Consider the following 17246-nt stretch of genomic DNA (forward strand, 5'->3'; position numbering starts at 1 on the left):
GCCGCTGTTTATGGCTGCTTGGCCGCCCAACTGGCGAAGCGCTGCTCCAGCGCCTCGCCGTTATCGGTCCAGAACGCGGCGTCCATCGCCAGAGATCCGGCCATATTGGCCGGGTGGCTGGGCAAGTCGGCCTGGACCGCGGCCGGCAGCAGGCTAAGCGCCTTGCGGTTGCTGGGGCCGTAAGGCATCTGCTCCGAATACAGCTTTTGCTGTTCCGGCCGGCTGGCGAAGGCGATGAACTTCAGCGCCTCGTCCTTGTTGGGCGAGCCCTTGGGAATGGCCCAGTAGCTGAACTCGCTGATGTTGTTAAGCCATACCATCTTCAGCTTGCGGCCCTCGCGCCGCGCCAGGCTGATGCGGCCGTTGTAGGAAGAACTCATCACCACGTCGCCGGACAGCAGGTATTGCGGCGGTTGGGCACCGCTCTCCCACCACTGGATATAAGGCTTGAGTTGATCCAGCTTGCGAAAGGCGCGGTCCACCCCGGCCGGCGTGGATAGGATCTTGTAGACCTGGGCAGGCGGCACTCCGTCCGCCAGCAGCGCGATCTCCAGCGTGTAGGGCGCGCCGCGGCGCAAAGCCCGCTTGCCGGGGAAGCGCTTCACATCCCAGAAATCGCGCCAGCTTTGCGGCGCGGTTTTTAGTTTGTCCTCGTTGTAAGCCAGCACCATGGAGGCCAGAAACATGCCGATGGCGCAAGGCTGGGCCGCGCCCGGCACGAAGTCGGCCTTGTCGCCTATTCGCTTGTAATCCAGCCTCTCCAGCAGGCCCTCCTCACAGCCGCGCCCCTGCGCCGCGGCGTCCACCTCCACCGCGTCCCAGCGCGCGCGGCCGGTGGCCGCCATCGCCTTGATCTTGGCGAACTCGCCGTTCCAGGCGTCCGCGACGATGCGCACGCCGCTTTGACGCTGATAGGGCGTGTAATAGGCGCGCGACTGCGCCGCCTGGTTTTCGCCGCCGTAGGACACCACCACCAGTTCGCTGGCGGAGGCGACGCCGCCGGCCAGCAGGCTGGCGGCGATGCTCAGATACGTCAGTTTCATGACCAATCTCCTCTTATGCCGGCGGGGCCGGCTTAGATCCGCTAACCAAACCCCTGATCCTGTGTTGCGCCGACTTGTCGTACGACTTGTACTGCCTGCGTCGGTGCGCCTTGGCTCAGGTTCTCTGCGTGGTTTTGTTAGCGGCTTTTAGCCTTGCCGGATTGAACAGTCTAGGAATTGATCAAAAAACTGTAAAAATTATTTTAATTTTATTAAAAATTTGTTGCGGTATCGGCTGGCCTTGAGCGGGCCAGGCGCTGCGCAAGCCAGCGCGGAATAAGATGAAAGCCGCTGCGGGAGCGGCTTTGCTAGGGGCGCGTGGGTATGTCGAAGCGGCACTCGCCGTGCCACGTCTCACGACGCGCAGCAGATCGTAAACAGGCTCTCAGAGCCTGTTCAAAGTCTCGCGAGCAAGAGCGAGACAAGGCGAAAACGGCTGAGGAAGCGGAATGTACACGTGGTACATGAGCATTCTGAAGATGGTTTCAACGCCGTATCGCTGAAGCGCAGCAGACTTTGGCCTGGTTCTCAGAAGCTGGGCGGAGTAATCACCCAGATCACAATGGCCTCGCCGCTGCCCGGATTGCGGTAGCGGTGCGGCTCGCTGCTGGAATAGGCGAAGCTGTCGCCCTGTTCCAGATGGAACTGGCGCTCGCCCACAAACAGCTCCAGCGAGCCCTTGAGCACAAAGCCGGCTTCCTCGCCGTTGTGGCTGTAACCCTCGTCACAGCTGGCGCCGGGCGGGATCAGGCAGTGGATCATCTCCAGCTGGCGCTGGTTCCGGGGCGTCAGCAAGTGGTCGACGAAGCCGCTCTGGTAGTCCAGCCGCGGCCGCTGCTCGCGGCGCACGATGTAGTCCTTCTCATCCTCGGCCTGCTCGGCGGGGTCGTTGAAAAACCATTGCACCGTTACCCCCAGGCTGCGCGCGATATTGACCAGCGCGTTGATGGATGGCTGGGCCAGCTCGCGTTCTATCAGGCTGATGTGGCCCACGGACAGGCCGCTGGTTTCGGCCAGCCGGCTCAGCGTCAGGCCCTGGCGCTTGCGCAGTTGGCGGATGCGCGCGCCCAGCTGCAGCGGGGCCTCGGCGGCGGTTGTTGCGTTTTTGCTCACGATGAAATCCTGTGCGACGGCGCTTGGCCGCGGTTCATGCTTGAATTTTATTAAAAAAATTTGCAATAAATTTTAATTTAAGCAAAATCAAAGCGCCACTGCGATGGCGTCCGCCAACCCGATCAAAGGTCCACGCGATGAGCACCTTGTTCCCCTTGCTGTTCTCCCCGCTGCGCATCGGCCCGGCGCTGCTGAAGAATCGTATCATGTCCACCGGCCACGACACCGTGCTGCCGGAGGATGGCCGGGTCAGCCCGGCGCTGGTGGCCTACCACCGGGCGCGGGCGCGCGGCGGCGTCGGCCTGATCGTGCTGCAAGTCTCCGGCGTCCACGAAACCGCGCGCTACACCTCGCACGCCTTGATGGCCACCGACGACAGCTGCGTGCCCGGCTACCGTCAACTGGCCGAGGCCGTGCACGCCGAAGGCTGCAAGCTGTTTGCCCAGCTGTTCCACCCCGGCCGCGAAATCATGGAAAGCGCCGACGGCCTGCTGAGCGTGGCCTACGCGCCGTCGGCGACGCCCAGCGAGCGCTTCCACGTGCAGCCGCGCGCGCTGAGCCGCGAAATGATAGACGAAATCATCGCCGGCTACGGCGCGGCGGCGCGGCGGCTGCGCGCCGCCGGCGTGGACGGCGCCGAGATCGTCGCCAGCCACGGCTATTTGCCGGCGCAATTCCTCAACCCCCAAGTCAACCGCCGTGAAGACGGCTACGGCGGCGACGACGCCGGCCGGCTGCGCTTCCTGCGCGAAGCGGTAGCCGCCGCCCGCGCCGGCGGCGGGCCGGGCTTTGTGGTGGGCCTGCGCATCTCCGCCGGCGAGGAAGAAGGCGAGGGCATGGACGCCGAGCTGGCGCTGGCGGCGACGCGGGCGCTGGAGAGCGAATTGGACTACGTCAGCCTGGTGGCCGGCAGCTCCGCCACCTTGGGCGCGGCCATCCACATCGCGCCGCCGATGGCGTTGCCGGCCGCCTACCTGGCGGCGCAAGCGGCGCGCTTCAAGCGCGCGCTGAGCATCCCGGTGCTCTTGGCCGGGCGCATCAACCAGCCGCAGGAAGCAGAACAACTATTGGCCGGCGGGCAAGCCGACGGCTGCGGCATGACCCGCGCGCTGATCTGCGACCCGGAACTGCCGGCCAAGGCCGAGCAGGGCCGGCATGACGACATCCGCGCCTGCATAGGCTGCAATCAAGCCTGTATCGGCCGCTTCCACCGCGGCCTGCCCATCTCCTGCATCCAACACCCGCAAAGCGGCCGCGAACTGGAATACGGCGAACTGCGGCCGGCCGCCGCGCCGCGGCGAGTGCTGGTGGCCGGCGGCGGCCCGGCGGGCATGAAGGCGGCGGTGATCGCGGCGCAGCGCGGCCATCAGGTCAGCCTCTACGAAGCCGGCCCGCAACTGGGCGGCCAGGCGCTGCTGGCGCAACTGCTGCCCGGCCGCGCGGAATTCGGCGGCCTGATCACCAATCTGGAACGGGAACTGCAACTGGCCGGCGTGGAAGTGAGGCGCAACGTCAGGGTGGACCGCGAACTGGTGCGGCGGCTGGCCCCGGACGCGGTAGTGGTGGCCACCGGCGCGCGGCCGCGCTGGCCGGCGCTGGAAGGCGGCGGCGCAATGCAAGTGCTGGACGCCTGGCAAGTGCTGCGCGGCGAAGCGGTGAGGGGAGGCAAGGTGCTGGTGGCGGACTGGCGCTGCGACTGGATTGGCCCCGGCATTGCGCTGCGGCTGGCCGCCGCCGGCCACCAGGTGAGGCTGGCGGTCAACGGCACCCATGCCGGCGAAGCGCTGCAAATGTATGTGCGAGACCACCTGGCCGGCCAACTGCAGCGCGCCGGCGTGGCGGTAACGCCGTACGCGCGTCTGTACGGCCACGACGACGACAGCGTGTATCTGCTGCACACCGCCAGCGAGGAAGCCATGGTGGAAAGCGACGTGGACTGCCTGGTGCTGTGTCAGGGGCACCAGGCCGAGGATGGTTTATGGGAGGAATTGAGCGGCTGCGGGGCCGAGCTGCACGCGATAGGCGATTGCCTGGCGCCGCGCACCGCGGAAGAAGCCATCTATGAAGGCATGCGGCTGGGCTGGCGTTTGTAGCCGCCGTCAGCCGGCGATATGCGCCGTCAGGCCGCTGGCGTCGGCGGCTGCCTGTTCGCCCAAAGTGTGGCCGTCCGGGTAATCGCCGCCGTTCTGGCGGCGGAAGGGAATCGGCGCTTCATCCCACACCCCAAGCAGCCTCCGCCGCCAGGCGTCCTTGGCCGCATCCATATCGGTGCCGGAAAGACGGTTGGCGTCGTACACCGCATGCGTGGGCAGCACCTCCATGCCGGGGTAGAACAGGCAGCCATGTGTCACGGGAAACAACAGTTGCTCCAGCGGCCCGTTGATGCCGCGCGGACCGTAGTCCCGCTCCGGCCCGCCCACCATCGCGGCCAGCATTGCGCGTTGCCGCTCAGCGCGCCGTCGCCGTAGCGCCAGCGGTTGCCTTCGTTGCGATAGCCATAGGCGAAGCCGTAAGCGTAGACTCGGTCAATCCAACCCTTGAGCAAGGCGGGCAAGCCGTACCACCACAGCGGAAACAGCATGATCACCAAGTCCGCCGCCAGCAGTTTTTGCTGTTCGGCCGCCACATCGGCGCTCTGCCGGCCATTGGCGTAAGCGTGCTGGGATTCGGAGATCAGGAATAAGCGCTGTGGATTGATCCGGTCCGGGAAATCCTGCGCGTCGGCGCCGGCTTTCCAGCCCATTGCGTAGAGGTCGGACTCCATGACCTCGCAGCCCTGCTGTTGCAAGGTCAGCCGCGCCAGCGCGGCGAATTGGGCGGTTAGCGACGCTGGGTCCGGGTGGGCGTGGATGATCAGGGCGTGTCGGTTCATGCGGCCTCCAAGCATTTAAAGGGGGAAAGCCGTCAGTCTGACGCGTGGTCAACAATCCGTGAAATCACGGTTTTTATTGCTTACTATTCATCAGATGGATACCAAACGACTCGACCTCAATCTGCTGGTAACGCTGGAAGCCTTGCTGGTGGAACAGAACGTGACGCGCGCGGCCGCGCGGCTGAGCTTGAGCCAGCCGGCGGTGAGCGCGCAATTGAACCGCCTGCGCGAATTGTTTGACGATCCGCTGCTGGTGACCGTCCACCGCGGCATGTACCCCACTGCCAAGGCGCTGGAAATGTTCGAGCCCTTGCGCAAGGCGCTGAACGAAGTGCGCGCCACCGTGGCCGGACATCAGGACTTTGAACCGGCCAGCGCGGACCTTACCGTGGCTATCGCCTGCACCGATTACCTGCAAGCCGCGCTGCTGATCCCGCTGGCGCGGGAACTGCACAAAAGCGCGCCCGGCGTGCGGGTGGCGGTGCGCACGCTGGACCCGCACCGGCTAGAGGCGCAGCTGGAGCAGGGCGATCTGGACCTGGCGCTGCTCACCCCGCCGGCCGCCCCGTCCAAACTGAACAGCTGCCGGCTGTTTGACGAACACTATGTGCTGATTGGCCGCCGCGACCACCCCGCCCTGAAGGAAGGGCTGAGCGTGGAAGAATACGCGGCGCTGGACCACGTCATCGTGTCCTTGGACGGCAACGGCTTCTTCACCCCGGTGGACCGCACGCTGGCGGCGCTGGGCCTGCGCCGCAACGTGGCCTTGTCCGCCGCGTCCTTCCTGTTTGTGCCGGAAATGGTGGCGCAATCCGACTTTGTCGCGCTGGTGCCGCAGCGCCTGGTGCAAGACCGCGGCGACGCGCTAAAACAAGTGGAGTTTCCGCTGCCCACGGAAAGCTTTGAAGTGGGCATGGCCTGGCACGACCGCACCCAGCAGCACCCCGGTCATCGCTGGATGCGGGACTTCATCATCACCCTGGTCAATGCGCAGGCGGGATCGGCGGCTGACGCGGTGCCTTTGTCTTAAGAGCCGCGGTTAAAACTCCAATACCGGGTTGCACAGATGAGCAGCCCTCTTTTTTATTAAATTTAGGTAGTTTATGTTCAGTAAGTTATTCGGGAAGAAACCGGTCAAGACTATTCAGCAGGCTGCGGCAAAAATAAAATTTGCGGGGAGTGTTCAAGGTACAGGGCTTAATGCCCTTCGTATTGAAATTGCTAAACGACTATTGGGCATTGGCCTCAAAAATGGGTATTTGGCCAAGTTGCAATATGCGCATGAAGAGCAGCAGCGTATTTGTTTGGTACTTGATGCGCCAGGCAAGTCTGATAGCCAAAGACCAGAAGTTGCGGCTGCCTTCTCCGGAGTCATCCCGATGGACATCGTTTTCTCCGATGCCATTCCAAATGAGATATTGCAAGAAATAACATCTTCTTGTCCTCCAATTCTATTGTTGGAAACCAAGCTTTTTGAATGTCCCATCGTGGTGGGCAAGGGGACGAACCTTGACATGCCCGCGGAATGGACGGCCGCCATCGTGTGTTTTTTCGTGGCGGCTCAAGACTACCAAGAGGCTCTGAGCGTGGCCGTGGAGCAGTTACGGTCTGAGGGCTACGAGTTCAAGTCGGTATATGAGGGCAAGGTTCATCTCGTGGATGCCAGCCAGTGGTGGGCTGGCTATGTGATGGAGAAATGGAGCAAATACGCGGATGGCTTCCCCTCTCAGCGGGAAGTTGAGGCGATGGTTGCAACGGGTGCTTACTTCAAAGGCCCGGTATTAGCTTGGGAGGTTGAGGCCGAAATGTAGGCCTGCCACCAACAGAACAGCCCAATAGCAATGCTTAGGCTGTTAGTACGTCAAATGGCGTGTTGGCGAGTGACTTGCAGCCATTCAAGGCTCCTAAAGACCCCGCCGGCTTGACGCCCTCCCGCTCCTCCCCAACAATAGCCCCCGCGCCGCAGCAATCGCGGCGCTCGGGATTGGTCTCCTGAATTGTGCTGCCGTCGCGGATCCGCTGTTTCCACAGCGTATCCGCGGCCATTGCTTTGCCTATTCGGGCGGGCCGTGGCAAGTGGCGCCCTCGCGGGCGCGCCGGCTTTGTACGGTAGCACACCGGTAGACCAACTCTTGTCATGTGCCCGCCCTGCCGCCTTGCGGCCGGGCCCTTCTGCTCAGGAGGTTGCAAATGGTAAAGCCTGTCCGTCCGGTGCTCGGCATCGAACTCACTCCGTCCGCTACTGAAACCCAAGGCGTCCATCAGGGCGCATCTCAACTCCCGCCGCTAGGGCCGCGCTCGCGCTACCGCTTCGCCGGCCCCCACGCCAAAGACCTCAGCCTGCCCTTCATCCGCCGCATCAAAGGCCGCACCTATCCGCATTACTGGCAGCCAGCCGAGCCTAAGGATGAATTCGAAGCCTGCGCCTTGGGCCGTCAGTACGCCGCCCACCTGGCGCAGATGCTGAAACTCAACCGCCAGCACTCGGCGCGCGGCCTGTTGTTCCGCATCGCCAGCGATATGGATTTCCGCGAGCGCAGCCACCGCCGTAGCATGTGCAAAAGCTTCTTCAACTATCTGGAGATACTGCTGAACTTGGGGGCGCAACAGGTGGACCTGGCGCAGCACGTGGAAGCGATGCAGCGCTTCCATCTCAGCCTGGATGAGCTGGAAACCTTGCAGCGGAAGCCGCGGCGGAAGAAGAGGGGATAAGCAGGGAAGGGCAGCCGGCCCCGGGAACGGGGCTGGCTATTGGGGACGGGGCTATCCCTACAGTGGCGGATACTAAGACTGGTTGCCTTCGGTCTAAATGGTCATTCAAAGCGAATTTCCTACTCGTTGGAAGCAACCGGACCTAGCTCCTCGGCTTTAGCCAAGGCCTGGGCAATCCGGTTTAGTATGGTTGGTTGTAGTTTCTTGCCATATAGCAGTTTTTTATAATCATCAGAAAGTTGGCCGGTAATGACAACATGGCCATCTTGCTGGATTTTAATTTTGTTGGTGTCCATTAGGCGGTGTAAGTCAGCTCGTAACAAAATGCCATTTTCAATCACCTCTGCACCGCCATGCTTCGACGCAATGATGTGTGCAGCTTCTAATGTCGCTTCAGTGGTTTCACCACTGATAGCACAACAGCTATCTATGCTCAGCAGTGCAGCACGGAACTGAGTCTGTTCGCGCTCCATCTTGGTTGTTGTTGTACGTTTCTTTGCCTTGAAAAGACCATCAAGCCGTGTCCATTTTACCGTTCCATCATAGTCGTGATTATCTGCCCCATCCCAAGTAGCAGTACCATTCTGTGCTCCTGGTTCAATGACAATGGTAGATGTACCCCAGTAAGTATTTTCATTGGGTAAGTGAGGATTATTTTCTGGAGTATATCTAATTGTAAGTGTAAATACGCCATCAACATGCTGTGTAATGTCGCTGCTGGTGGTGTAGTGTAGAAATTTTTTCTTTTCTGGCCACCATTCGTTTGTTGTCTTGATTTTTACATCGGTAGAAAGTGAATCTAAATCGATGTTGATGTACTCTGTGGGATGCCACCATGAAATTTTGATACCTTTTGCAAACATTTTCCACCTCAAAAATTATGCGGTCTGATAATCTGTACGGCAAACTTGTTGTGGCTGATTGTAGTCGTGGTTGATAGATGCTGCCATATTATTTCCAGACTTGTATAGCATACAAATCGAAGCGGTACCTTAAGCTTCCACTATCGATTATCTTCACCCTTTGAACATGATGCAATGAGGAAAAAATGGACTTCATAAAGAACAACTCGGAGTTTATGTGTAAACAGGTGGTTACCCATTTTCTTATCTGAAGACAACTTGAATTGATCCGTTTATGAAGAAATAGAAGCTTCGGTGACAGATTAGCCACAGTGCTCCTTCAGTTGTCCCGATGAAAGAGGGTTACTGCTGCCACCTCAGTGGCTGGCAAACGAGAGACGATCCAGTTGACACTCCCTCGCTGAACTGAGAACCTTCCCGCTTCCATTTTTTTGTTATTGCCCGCCATGAAAATCACCGCCAACACCGCCGTCACCCTGCGCATGAAAGTCACCGACAGCCAGGGTCTGGTTTACGACGATGGCAAGAAGCCCGTCTCCTACCTGCACGGCGATTACGACAACCTGTTCGCCAAGCTGGAAGCCGCGCTGGAAGGCCAGGAATCGGGTTTTCAAACCACGCTGGAACTGGCTACCGAAGACACCTTCGGTGAACGCGACGAAGCCCTGGTCACTACCATGCCCAAGTCGGACTTCCCGCCCGGCGTGAAGGTAGGCGGCCAAATCCAGCGCATCGGCCCGGATGGCGAGCCGCGCTACTACTTCGTTACCAAGATCAAAGGCCCCACGGTATTGTTGGATGGCAACCACCCGCTGTGCGGCAAAGCCCTGCGCTTTGTCGTCAAGGTTGTGGACGTGCGCGTGGCAACGGCAGAGGAAATCGCTCACCAGCATGTGCATGGCGAGCACGGGCATCAGCACTGATTCCCCCGCTTCATTCAGACAAAGCCCTCCCCATTGGGGAGGGCTTTGTTTTGTTTGGACCCCACCTATTATTTGGCGTTGCTTATCGGCAGGGCGGCATTTTTCGGACTGCGGCCCGCAGGCTCTGACATATTCGGAGATGGAGGCGCGGGCACATGTCACCCGGCGGCGGCGCACTGGGAGCCTGTTCAAAATCTCGCGAGCAAGGGCGAGACAAGGCGAAAACGAGCGAAAAAGCGGAATGTACGGTTGGTACATGAGCATTTCGAAGGGGTACTCAGCGTGTAACGCTCCACGACGCGCAGCAGATCGTAAACACGTTCTTAGTGCGTGAACCATGTCGCCTGGGTTGTGCTATGATTTGTACAATCATTGTCGATTTGAGCGAGGAATACCATGAAAGCGCTTACCTACAGCCATACCCGCCAGCACCTGGCCGAAGTCATGCGTCAAGTGAACGAAGACCGGGCGCCGGTGATCGTCACCACCCAGCGCGGTGAACCGGTGGTGATCATGTCGCTGGCCGACTACAACGCGCTGGAAGAAACCGCCTACCTGACGCGCTCCCCTGAAAATGCCAAGCGTCTGGCCGATGCGGCGGCAAGGTTTCACAGCGGGGCGGCCAAAGAGAGAACGCTTCTCGAAGACGAGGGCGAGTAATGCAGATCAAGTTTGATGACAACGCATGGGAGGATTACCTCTACTGGCAGCAGAGCAGCAAGCCTACCCTCAAGCGCATCAACGCTCTGATCAAGGACATCCAGCGCAACCCGTTTGAGGGAATCGGCAAGCCTGAGCCGCTTAAGCACCAGTTTGCTGGCTTCTGGTCGCGTCGCATCGACGATGAGCATCGGCTGGTCTACGCTGTCCTGAGCAACGTTCTGACCATCTTGCAGTGCCGCTACCACTACTAAGGCCCGCTAACAAAAGCTCGCAGAGAACCTGAGCCAAGGCGCGCCGACGCAGAAAACGAAGTTTCTGCGAAGCTACAGTACACGTAGTACGACCAGGAGGCGCAACGCTGGATCAGGGGTTTTGTTAGCGGGCCTAAGAACCTGTTTACGATCTGCTGCGCGTCGTGGACGCGTTACATGTAGAAGTTCAGACCTGATCTGACAGTCGGGCGCCGTCAAAACGGGAGATTGTCAGATCAGGTCTGAACTTCTACACATCAACTTGGAGTTGAGGCACCTACACAGTTTTTCGCGCATACCACCTCGAACGTAGAGTTCGAACTCTTCATGGGTAATCGATCCCTCCCTGATACAGAGCTCCGTTACAGCGCTTGATTCTCAAATAGGTGTAGTAACACCCTTTCAGGAGGCCGTATTTCTGTAGCGCCAATATTCCGTAGTTTGAGCAGGAAGGTGTATAGATACACTTTCTGTTGTGAAGATGCCTCAAGCGTTTTTGATAGAATCGGATAGCGAATATCGCGAGACTTTTCATTCTGCTTTCTCGAATGTGCAAACGAGCCAGGCACCCTTTCCGCCTCCGCAGCCCTTGACCGTAACTTCGCGATATTCGCTTGAGTGAAAGCGCCAGCCATCTACAGCATGCGTATTCAAGAAGTCTTCAAATTGAGTGCACCGAGCTTCATCCCATCCATTATCTTGCGCTCCGCAACCAGCAACTTTTGGAATGAATGCCTTAACCATGTATTTTACGGACATTATTGCTCCCTTGGTGAGTGACACATACGTGTGTGCCGTGTTCTATTTTCATGTATTAGACGAAGGCGTAGCTCGCCATTCGGCTTAATCTTATCAAATACTACTTGAGTAGAGTGGTTTTTTCTTGCTTATATTGGCATGATCTCTTGTGTTCTTGATTTTACGGGTATGGGTTCTAGTGGCGTATATACGGACACGATGATTTGCATGTTGATTTATATTGCTGATATCTGTTTTCGTCGCTAAATTGCATGTTTATCAAGGTGTTAATTATGAGTTTTTCCGTATATCCATCTATGATGGATTCCATGGTGGTGCCACCCGTCGACCTCTGCAATAATGGCATTATGATTCACTGCTGTCGTTATCTGTTATGATCAGAAAAAGGTAGTACTGGGTCAGACATTAATCTTTGCTCGATTAAGGGCTGTTGTTCAGTGCGGCGAGACTGTCTAATGGTAGGTAACCGATTCACTACAACCCAGATAGACCGGCAAGCCGAACGGCGGAAATGACCGACGATCTGCCATGTTTTCATCTAATAGGCTGCAACTCGCCCATAGCTGTCTTTACGACAGATTGTTGGCTAATGGTTGATTTACGCGGAGTTTATGACAAACCCACAGTCAGCCTTGAAGGCTATTAGCTACCTCCAACGCAGCCTTAACTCGTATCAGTACTGATGTGGGTAGTCTCTTATCCTTTAGCAGTTCTATGTAGGCATCCGACAACTCTCCTTGCAATTTCACCTTGCCATCTGGCTGAATAGTAAACAGATGCTTGTCATATAGTCGGTGTAGATCCGCTCGCAGCAAAATTCCGTTTTCCAGCCACTCCATTCCGTCTTCGGCCACTGGAACAATGTGTGCGGCCTCCAGCGCACGTTCCGTTGTTTCACCGGTGATGCCGCAGCACTTATCCAGGCTCAGCAACGCATGACGGAACCGGAGCTGATCTCGGTCCACGACTGTTTTGCTGGAGCGAGTTCTCTGCTTCTCCTCCTTGTCGCGCCACGTCCACTGGACCGTACCGTCGTATTTCTCTGTATCAAACCCTGTCCAACTGGCTTCACCGCTACGAGCGCCTTGCGGAATCACGATAGTGGAAACACCCCATAAGGCATCCTCGTACTGGATATGCAGGTTATTGTTGTGTTTATAGGTAATTCTCACGACAAAGCCCCCATCGCCTCTTCGTTCAACCTGACTATAGGTCTTGTAGTTGACGAAACGGGATGTCCTTGGCTTGGCATCATCAGCTGCCGGCCACTCTTCCAGTGTTGAAGTGATTTGGATATTTTCCGACAAGCTGTCAAGGTCGAGTGGAACAAACTCCGTAACATTCATCCATGCAACTTCAAGATACTTTTTATACATTGCTATGCTCCAGAAATTGTTCTGCTTACATATGCTAATAACAGACCGACGCTGATGAGTCTCAAGCTATAACAAAGTCATGAAAGTTGGTCGCATATATCTCTGTGTGATTAATATTCAAGTATAGAAATTGACGATATATTCATCATCAACTTCCCAAATCAAACCCCCGCCGCCACCTTCTCCAAACTCGGCAAGGTATGGGTATACAACTTGGCCAAGTCCTTGGGGCTGGCGATGGTTTCAAAGTGCTCCATCTTGATGGCCAGGAATTGTCCATTACTGCCATCTCGCACTTCGCCCACTTCCAGCGCTTTCAGCGCGCTGATCCAGTACCAGTTCTGGCCCAAGTTTGCTTTATCGCAATAGGCGTACCACAGCGGCAGGCGGAATAGCCGTTCGAAGGTGAGTGCTTTTTTGAGCTCTTCCTCCAGGCTTAGGGTGAGTTCGCCGCGCGATGGGGTGTAGTTCTTGGCGTCGATGGCGATCATGCCCAGCGAGGGCAGCAGGAGCAGGAAGTCCGGCCGTTTGGCCGTGCCATGGAATAGGGTGGCAAAGCTGTTTTTGTTCTGACAGATGCCGACATAGGCCAGCTTGTGCTGCTTGAACCAGGCGTTGAGCGCTTTCTCGCCCTCATGGCCCTTTTTTTCCGCTGAGCTGGGGGCGGGTTGGGCTGGAGCGGAGGGCTGAGTTGTGACTGGCGGCAGGCTAGGCGCGGAAGTTGGCGCGCTTATTGGGCTAGCGGGCTGGATAGGCGTTATGGCCTGCGGCGGCGTAGGCGCTGCGCTTGGCTGTGGAGCGGGAACTGCTGCCGGTGTGCTTGCTTGTTGTGGGGGACGATTCTTGAAAATATTTGCGAAGGTGAATGCCATGGTGTCGTTTGAACGGGTGATTTAGAAAAGGATGAGGGCGGCTAGCCGGTTAGCCGAGCCTGGTCCGCCTGATACGCCGCGTCGCGGTCGCTGAACAGGCCCAGGCGCACCAGGCGGGCGAGGATGGCGCCGCGGCTGCGGCCCAGTTGCTTGGCGATGGCCTGGCTGTCCGGCTGGGCCGGGCTGTGCCATAGGGTTTTCAGTTGTTGGTCGTCGGCCACGGTCCAGACCGCGCCTTGCTTGTCTGCCGTGGGCGGCGCGGCGGGTTTGGCCGGCGGCGTTTCCGTGGCGGCGGGCACGTCCCAGAGCGGTGGCAGGTCCAGTGCTTGCATGCGGGCGTTGTCGGCTTGCATCGCCGCTTGCTGATGCTCGTACAGCCCTAAGCGGACCAGCCGGGAGACGATGGCCAGCGGGCTGCGGCCCAGTTTTTCCGATAGTTGGCGCACTGGCGCGGGGGAGGCTTCCCACAGCAGGGACAAGCGGTTGTCTTCGGCTATGGTCCAGCGTTGGCCCTGGCGTGCGCCGCCGGGGGCCACTTGTGGCTCAGGCGCGGAGGGTGGGTCCGCGGCGTGTTGTTTGGCGACGCGTTTGAGCTGCTCGTAATACAGCGCGCGCGCCTTGTCCAGCGCCGGGTCCGTGGGGGTGCCAAGCGGGTCGCGCCGGCCGGCCGGGTCTACGCCCAGGACCAGTTGTTCGACGATTTCGAGTTCTCTCATAGGGATGCCCGGAGCCGGTCTCGCATTGCTTGCGGGGCGGGTGCCGCCGTGGATAGGCCATGTTATCGCCGCGGCCGGGTTGTATGCAAATTGAGTTTGCGGCGCGCGGCCCGGGGCTGGGCCGGCGCGCGCTTTAGAGCCTGTTTACGATCAGCTGCGCGTCGGCGATACGGCGTTGAAAACGACTTCAGAATGCTCATGTACCATATGTACATTCCGCTTCTTCAGCCGTTTTCGCCTGGTCTCGCTCTAGCTCGCAAGATCGTAAACAGACTCTTAGGCCTCGATTTCTATCAGGGTGGGATTGGCGGCGGCGGCGGCCTGTTCCAGCGCCTGGCGCAGCAGCGGTTCCGGGGTGCCCAGCGCCAGGGTTTCGGCGCGCCAGCCGTAGGCGCGGGCCAGCGCCGGGAAGTCCGGGGTGTAGAGGTCCACGCCCAGCGGTTCCATCTTGGCGGCGCGCATCGCGCTTTTGATTTCGCCGTAGCCGCGGTTGTTGAGCAGCAGCACGATCAGGCGGGCGCGGGTTTCCATCGCGGTGCCCATTTCCGCCAGGGTGAACTGGAAGCCGCCGTCGCCGGCCAGGCATAGCACCGGCCGCTCCGGTTCGGCCAGCGCGGCGCCGATGGCGGCGGGCAGGCCGTAGCCCAGCGCGCCGAAGCCCACGGAGGCGTTGAACCAGCTGTTGCCGCGCGGCGCGCAAAAGCCCAGGTTGCCGGCGTAGACTAGGCGGGTGGAGTCTCCCACCCAGCGCGCTTGCGGCAGGATGTCGCGCACGCGGTGCAGCCAGGCCAGGTCGGCGGCGTTTTCCGGTTCCATTTCGGCGGCGGCCAGGCGGCGGGCGGCGTCGGCGCGCTCCGCGCCCTGGCGGGCGGCGTTAGTCAGCCGCAGCGTCAGCAGTTGCAGGGTTTCTTTGGCGTCGCCCAGCAGTGGTAGATCCGCGCCGCGGCCTCGGCAGAGTTGTTCCGGGTCGATGTCGACGCGGATCAGCGCGCCGGGAAGGCGGAAGCCGCCGTCCACGTACATGTCGAAATCGGTGGGCCCCAGTTCGCAGCCCACGGCCAGCACCACGTCGCTGGCGGCGATCAGGCGGCGCGCGGCCGGCAGCGAGGGGCTGCAGGACAGGGCCAGCGGGTGGCCGTCCGGCAGCGCGCCGCGCGCGTTGATGGTCATCAGCGCCGGCGCGTCCAGCATTTCCGCCAGCCGGGTCAGTTGCGGCGCGGCCTGGCGCGCGCCGCCGCCTATCAGCAGCAGCGGCTGCTCCGCGCTGGACAGCAGGCGGGCGGCGCGGTCGATGGCGGCGGGGGCGGCCGGCCCGCGCAACAGCCGCATCACCGGCGCTTGCGGCGGCGGCAGGCCGTCGGCGGGCGCGGCCATCAGGTCCAGCGGGATTTCAATGTGCACCGGGCGCGGGCGGGCGCCGTCGAACACGGCGAAGGCGCGCGCCAGCACTTGCGGTAGTTCCGCCGCCGCGGTCAGGGTGTGGCTGAAGGCGGCGACTTGGCTGGCCAGCGCGTGCTGGTCCGGCAGTTCGTGCAGGTGGCCGTCGCCGGAGCCCAGCTTGCCGCGCGCGTTGACGCCAGAGATCACCAGCAGCGGGATGGAGTCGGCGTAGGCCTGGCCCATGGCGGTGGCGATATTGGTGAGGCCGGGGCCGGTGATGACGAAGCAGACGCCGGGTTTGCCGCTGACGCGGGCGTAGCCGTCGGCCATGAAGCCCAGGCTTTGTTCGTGGCGGGCGGCGATGTGGCGGATGCCGCTGCCGGCCAGGCCGCGGTAGAGCTCGATGGTGTGGACGCCGGGGATGCCGAACACGGTGTCGACGCCGTAAGCCGCCAGCCAGGCGGTGAGGTAGCTGCCCAGGGTGGCGTTCATGCGGATTCCTTTTGTCTTGGCGCGGCGGCGCGCAGTTGGCCGGCGAAGCGGGCGATGCGGCGGCAGGCTTCGGCCAGGCGTTCGTCGTCCACCACCAGGCCCAGGCGGATGAAGCCGGCGGCGGTGGGGCCGAAGGCGGCGGCGTCCAGCACGGAGACGCCGGTGGCTTCAAACAGCTTCCAGGCGAAATCTCCGGCTTCCAGGCCGCAGCCGCGCACATCCAGCAGCAGGAACATGCCGGCTTCAGGCAGCGGGCATTGCAGGCCGTCCACGCCGCTGAGCAGGCTGTGGGCCAGATCGCGCCGCCGTTGATACAGCGCGCGGACGGGCTCGACGAAGGCGTCGTAGTCTTGCAGCGCCAGCAGCGCGGCTTGCTGGATGAAGCCGGGGATGCCGTAGAGCATGCACAGCGCCAGCGTGCCCATGTGCTGGATCAGCGGGCGCGGGCCGGCGGCCCAGCCCAGCCGCCAGCCGGCCATGGCGTGGGATTTGGACAGGCTGCCCAGGGTGAGCGTGCGTTCCGCCATGCCGGGCAGGGCGGCGATGCTGTGGTGCGGGGCTTCGAAACTGAGGCCGGCGTAGACTTCGTCGGCCACCACCCACAGGTCGTGGCGGCGGGCCAGCGCGGCCACCGCGGCCAGTTCGTCCGGGCACAGCGCCGCGCCGGTGGGGTTGCAGGGGGTGGCGAGGAAGATGGCGCGGCTGCGCGGGGTGACGGCGGCTTCCAGCGCGGCCAGGTCCAGGTGGAAGCCGTCCGCGGGTTTGACGGGCACCGGGACCAGCGCGGCGCCGCTGGCGCGGATGCTGGCTTCGTAGGTCAGGTACATGGGCTCCGGCACCAGCACTTCGTCGCCGGCCTGGCACAGGCAGAGCGCGGCGGAGAACAGGCCGTTTTGCGCGCCGGCCACCACGATGACGTTGTCGGCGTCCATGTCCAGGCCGGTGGCGGCGGCGTGGCGGCGGGCGATGGCGGCGCGCAGGTCGGCGCGGCCGTCCACCGGGCTGTAGTGGGTGTCGCCGTCGCGCAGCGCGGCCACCGCGCGTTCGATGATGGGGGCCGGGGTGGCGAACTCCGGATCGCCCACGCTGAGGATGATGACGTCCTCGCCGCGGGCGGCGGCTTGTTGCGCCGCAAAGTGGATGTTCCAGGCATCGACGCGTTCGCCGGCGATGCGTTCGACCAGGGGGGAAAAGCGCATGGGGGTCTCCGT

The 17246-nt window shown here is 60.9% G+C and carries 17 protein-coding genes and 1 pseudogene; 7 read left to right on the forward strand and 11 right to left on the reverse strand.

The window, feature by feature from the left end; all coding sequences use genetic code 11:
- Nucleotides 1-8: 8 nt before the first annotated feature.
- Both GYH29_RS06265 and GYH29_RS06270 read right to left on the reverse strand, forming a co-directional pair.
- The gene (locus tag GYH29_RS06265; RefSeq protein WP_161523374.1) at nt 9-1043 is read right to left on the reverse strand and encodes an ABC transporter substrate-binding protein; all 1035 of its coding nucleotides are present in this window, start codon (nt 1041-1043) and stop codon (nt 9-11) included.
- Nucleotides 1044-1571: 528 nt separating this feature from the next.
- Nucleotides 1572-2156 carry a cupin domain-containing protein gene (locus tag GYH29_RS06270; RefSeq protein WP_232060526.1) on the reverse strand — a complete coding sequence of 195 codons (585 nt, stop codon included), beginning with the start codon at nt 2154-2156 and terminating at the stop codon, nt 1572-1574.
- A 137-nt stretch (nt 2157-2293) separates the two neighbouring features.
- Between GYH29_RS06270 and GYH29_RS06275 the strand changes: the two genes are divergently transcribed.
- Entirely contained in the window at nt 2294-4249 is a 1956-nt protein-coding gene (locus GYH29_RS06275; RefSeq protein WP_161523375.1) for an oxidoreductase, read from the forward strand.
- Nucleotides 4250-4255: 6 nt separating this feature from the next.
- Here GYH29_RS06275 and GYH29_RS25135 read toward each other — a convergent pair.
- Nucleotides 4256-5043 (reverse strand): annotated as a pseudogene (locus tag GYH29_RS25135) (NAD(P)H-dependent oxidoreductase).
- 79 nt (nt 5044-5122) lie between these two features.
- Here GYH29_RS25135 and GYH29_RS06285 point away from each other — a divergent pair.
- The 3 genes from GYH29_RS06285 to GYH29_RS06295 all read left to right on the forward strand — a co-directional run bounded on the left by GYH29_RS06285 (nt 5123) and on the right by GYH29_RS06295 (nt 7740).
- Entirely contained in the window at nt 5123-6058 is a 936-nt protein-coding gene (locus GYH29_RS06285) for a LysR family transcriptional regulator (protein ID WP_043593777.1), read from the forward strand.
- 73 nt (nt 6059-6131) lie between these two features.
- The gene (locus GYH29_RS06290; protein WP_161523376.1) at nt 6132-6839 is read left to right on the forward strand and encodes a hypothetical protein; all 708 of its coding nucleotides are present in this window, start codon (nt 6132-6134) and stop codon (nt 6837-6839) included.
- Nucleotides 6840-7218: 379 nt separating this feature from the next.
- Nucleotides 7219-7740 (forward strand): hypothetical protein, encoded by a 522-nt coding sequence (locus tag GYH29_RS06295; protein ID WP_161523377.1) that lies wholly within the window; start codon nt 7219-7221, stop codon nt 7738-7740.
- A gap of 119 nt (nt 7741-7859) precedes the next feature.
- Here the strand turns inward: GYH29_RS06295 and GYH29_RS06300 are convergent, their stop codons facing one another.
- Nucleotides 7860-8603: an HNH endonuclease signature motif containing protein gene (locus tag GYH29_RS06300; protein ID WP_161523378.1), complete on the reverse strand. Its 744-nt coding sequence runs from the start codon at nt 8601-8603 to the stop codon at nt 7860-7862.
- Nucleotides 8604-9049: 446 nt separating this feature from the next.
- Between GYH29_RS06300 and GYH29_RS06305 the strand changes: the two genes are divergently transcribed.
- The 3 genes from GYH29_RS06305 (at nt 9050) to GYH29_RS06315 (ending at nt 10440) form a co-directional block, all read left to right on the forward strand.
- Entirely contained in the window at nt 9050-9526 is a 477-nt protein-coding gene (locus GYH29_RS06305) for an FKBP-type peptidyl-prolyl cis-trans isomerase (RefSeq protein ID WP_161523379.1), read from the forward strand.
- 396 nt (nt 9527-9922) lie between these two features.
- Entirely contained in the window at nt 9923-10186 is a 264-nt protein-coding gene (locus GYH29_RS06310) for a type II toxin-antitoxin system Phd/YefM family antitoxin (protein WP_019101444.1), read from the forward strand.
- Entirely contained in the window at nt 10186-10440 is a 255-nt protein-coding gene (locus GYH29_RS06315; RefSeq protein WP_019101445.1) for a Txe/YoeB family addiction module toxin, read from the forward strand. Before GYH29_RS06310 ends, GYH29_RS06315 begins: the two co-directional genes overlap by 1 nt.
- Nucleotides 10441-10765: 325 nt before the next feature.
- Here the strand turns inward: GYH29_RS06315 and yidD are convergent, their stop codons facing one another.
- From yidD to GYH29_RS06350, 7 genes are all read right to left on the reverse strand, one after another.
- Nucleotides 10766-10975 (reverse strand): membrane protein insertion efficiency factor YidD, encoded by a 210-nt coding sequence (yidD, locus tag GYH29_RS25140; protein WP_081575980.1) that lies wholly within the window; start codon nt 10973-10975, stop codon nt 10766-10768.
- Complete coding sequence (locus tag GYH29_RS06325; RefSeq protein WP_146176064.1) at nt 10972-11199, reverse strand: DUF4177 domain-containing protein; 228 nt, start codon at nt 11197-11199, stop codon at nt 10972-10974. Before GYH29_RS06325 ends, yidD begins: the two co-directional genes overlap by 4 nt.
- A gap of 626 nt (nt 11200-11825) precedes the next feature.
- Complete coding sequence (locus tag GYH29_RS06330) at nt 11826-12575, reverse strand: HNH endonuclease signature motif containing protein (RefSeq protein ID WP_081575924.1); 750 nt, start codon at nt 12573-12575, stop codon at nt 11826-11828.
- Nucleotides 12576-12736: 161 nt separating this feature from the next.
- Nucleotides 12737-13447 (reverse strand): hypothetical protein, encoded by a 711-nt coding sequence (locus GYH29_RS06335; protein ID WP_198001645.1) that lies wholly within the window; start codon nt 13445-13447, stop codon nt 12737-12739.
- Between the two features lie 41 nt (nt 13448-13488).
- A complete protein-coding gene (locus GYH29_RS06340; protein ID WP_161523380.1) occupies nt 13489-14163 on the reverse strand; it encodes a hypothetical protein in 675 nt (224 codons plus the stop codon).
- Between the two features lie 276 nt (nt 14164-14439).
- The gene (locus tag GYH29_RS06345) at nt 14440-16035 is read right to left on the reverse strand and encodes a 5-guanidino-2-oxopentanoate decarboxylase (RefSeq protein WP_107731678.1); all 1596 of its coding nucleotides are present in this window, start codon (nt 16033-16035) and stop codon (nt 14440-14442) included.
- Nucleotides 16032-17234, reverse strand: a complete 1203-nt coding sequence (locus tag GYH29_RS06350) for a pyridoxal phosphate-dependent aminotransferase (RefSeq protein ID WP_161523381.1) — start codon at nt 17232-17234, stop codon at nt 16032-16034. The genes GYH29_RS06345 and GYH29_RS06350 overlap by 4 nt, the downstream gene beginning before the upstream one ends.
- Nucleotides 17235-17246 lie beyond the last annotated feature (12 nt).

It is taken from the genome of Chromobacterium haemolyticum, from assembly GCF_009936155.1.
Classification (GTDB): domain Bacteria; phylum Pseudomonadota; class Gammaproteobacteria; order Burkholderiales; family Chromobacteriaceae; genus Chromobacterium; species Chromobacterium haemolyticum.

Coding starts and splice junctions, on each gene's coding strand:
- GYH29_RS06290 (WP_161523376.1), top strand. CDS start 6,132: ATGTTCAGTAAGTTATTCGGGAAGAAACCGGTCAAGACTATTCAGCAG.
- GYH29_RS06285 (WP_043593777.1), top strand. CDS start 5,123: ATGGATACCAAACGACTCGACCTCAATCTGCTGGTAACGCTGGAAGCC.
- GYH29_RS06295 (WP_161523377.1), top strand. CDS start 7,219: ATGGTAAAGCCTGTCCGTCCGGTGCTCGGCATCGAACTCACTCCGTCC.
- GYH29_RS06335 (WP_198001645.1), bottom strand. CDS start 13,447: ATGGCATTCACCTTCGCAAATATTTTCAAGAATCGTCCCCCACAACAA.
- yidD (WP_081575980.1), bottom strand. CDS start 10,975: ATGAAAAGTCTCGCGATATTCGCTATCCGATTCTATCAAAAACGCTTG.
- GYH29_RS06265 (WP_161523374.1), bottom strand. CDS start 1,043: ATGAAACTGACGTATCTGAGCATCGCCGCCAGCCTGCTGGCCGGCGGC.
- GYH29_RS06330 (WP_081575924.1), bottom strand. CDS start 12,575: ATGTATAAAAAGTATCTTGAAGTTGCATGGATGAATGTTACGGAGTTT.
- GYH29_RS06325 (WP_146176064.1), bottom strand. CDS start 11,199: ATGTCCGTAAAATACATGGTTAAGGCATTCATTCCAAAAGTTGCTGGT.
- GYH29_RS06315 (WP_019101445.1), top strand. CDS start 10,186: ATGCAGATCAAGTTTGATGACAACGCATGGGAGGATTACCTCTACTGG.
- GYH29_RS06345 (WP_107731678.1), bottom strand. CDS start 16,035: ATGAACGCCACCCTGGGCAGCTACCTCACCGCCTGGCTGGCGGCTTAC.
- GYH29_RS06350 (WP_161523381.1), bottom strand. CDS start 17,234: ATGCGCTTTTCCCCCCTGGTCGAACGCATCGCCGGCGAACGCGTCGAT.
- GYH29_RS06340 (WP_161523380.1), bottom strand. CDS start 14,163: ATGAGAGAACTCGAAATCGTCGAACAACTGGTCCTGGGCGTAGACCCG.
- GYH29_RS06275 (WP_161523375.1), top strand. CDS start 2,294: ATGAGCACCTTGTTCCCCTTGCTGTTCTCCCCGCTGCGCATCGGCCCG.
- GYH29_RS06300 (WP_161523378.1), bottom strand. CDS start 8,603: ATGTTTGCAAAAGGTATCAAAATTTCATGGTGGCATCCCACAGAGTAC.
- GYH29_RS06305 (WP_161523379.1), top strand. CDS start 9,050: ATGAAAATCACCGCCAACACCGCCGTCACCCTGCGCATGAAAGTCACC.
- GYH29_RS06310 (WP_019101444.1), top strand. CDS start 9,923: ATGAAAGCGCTTACCTACAGCCATACCCGCCAGCACCTGGCCGAAGTC.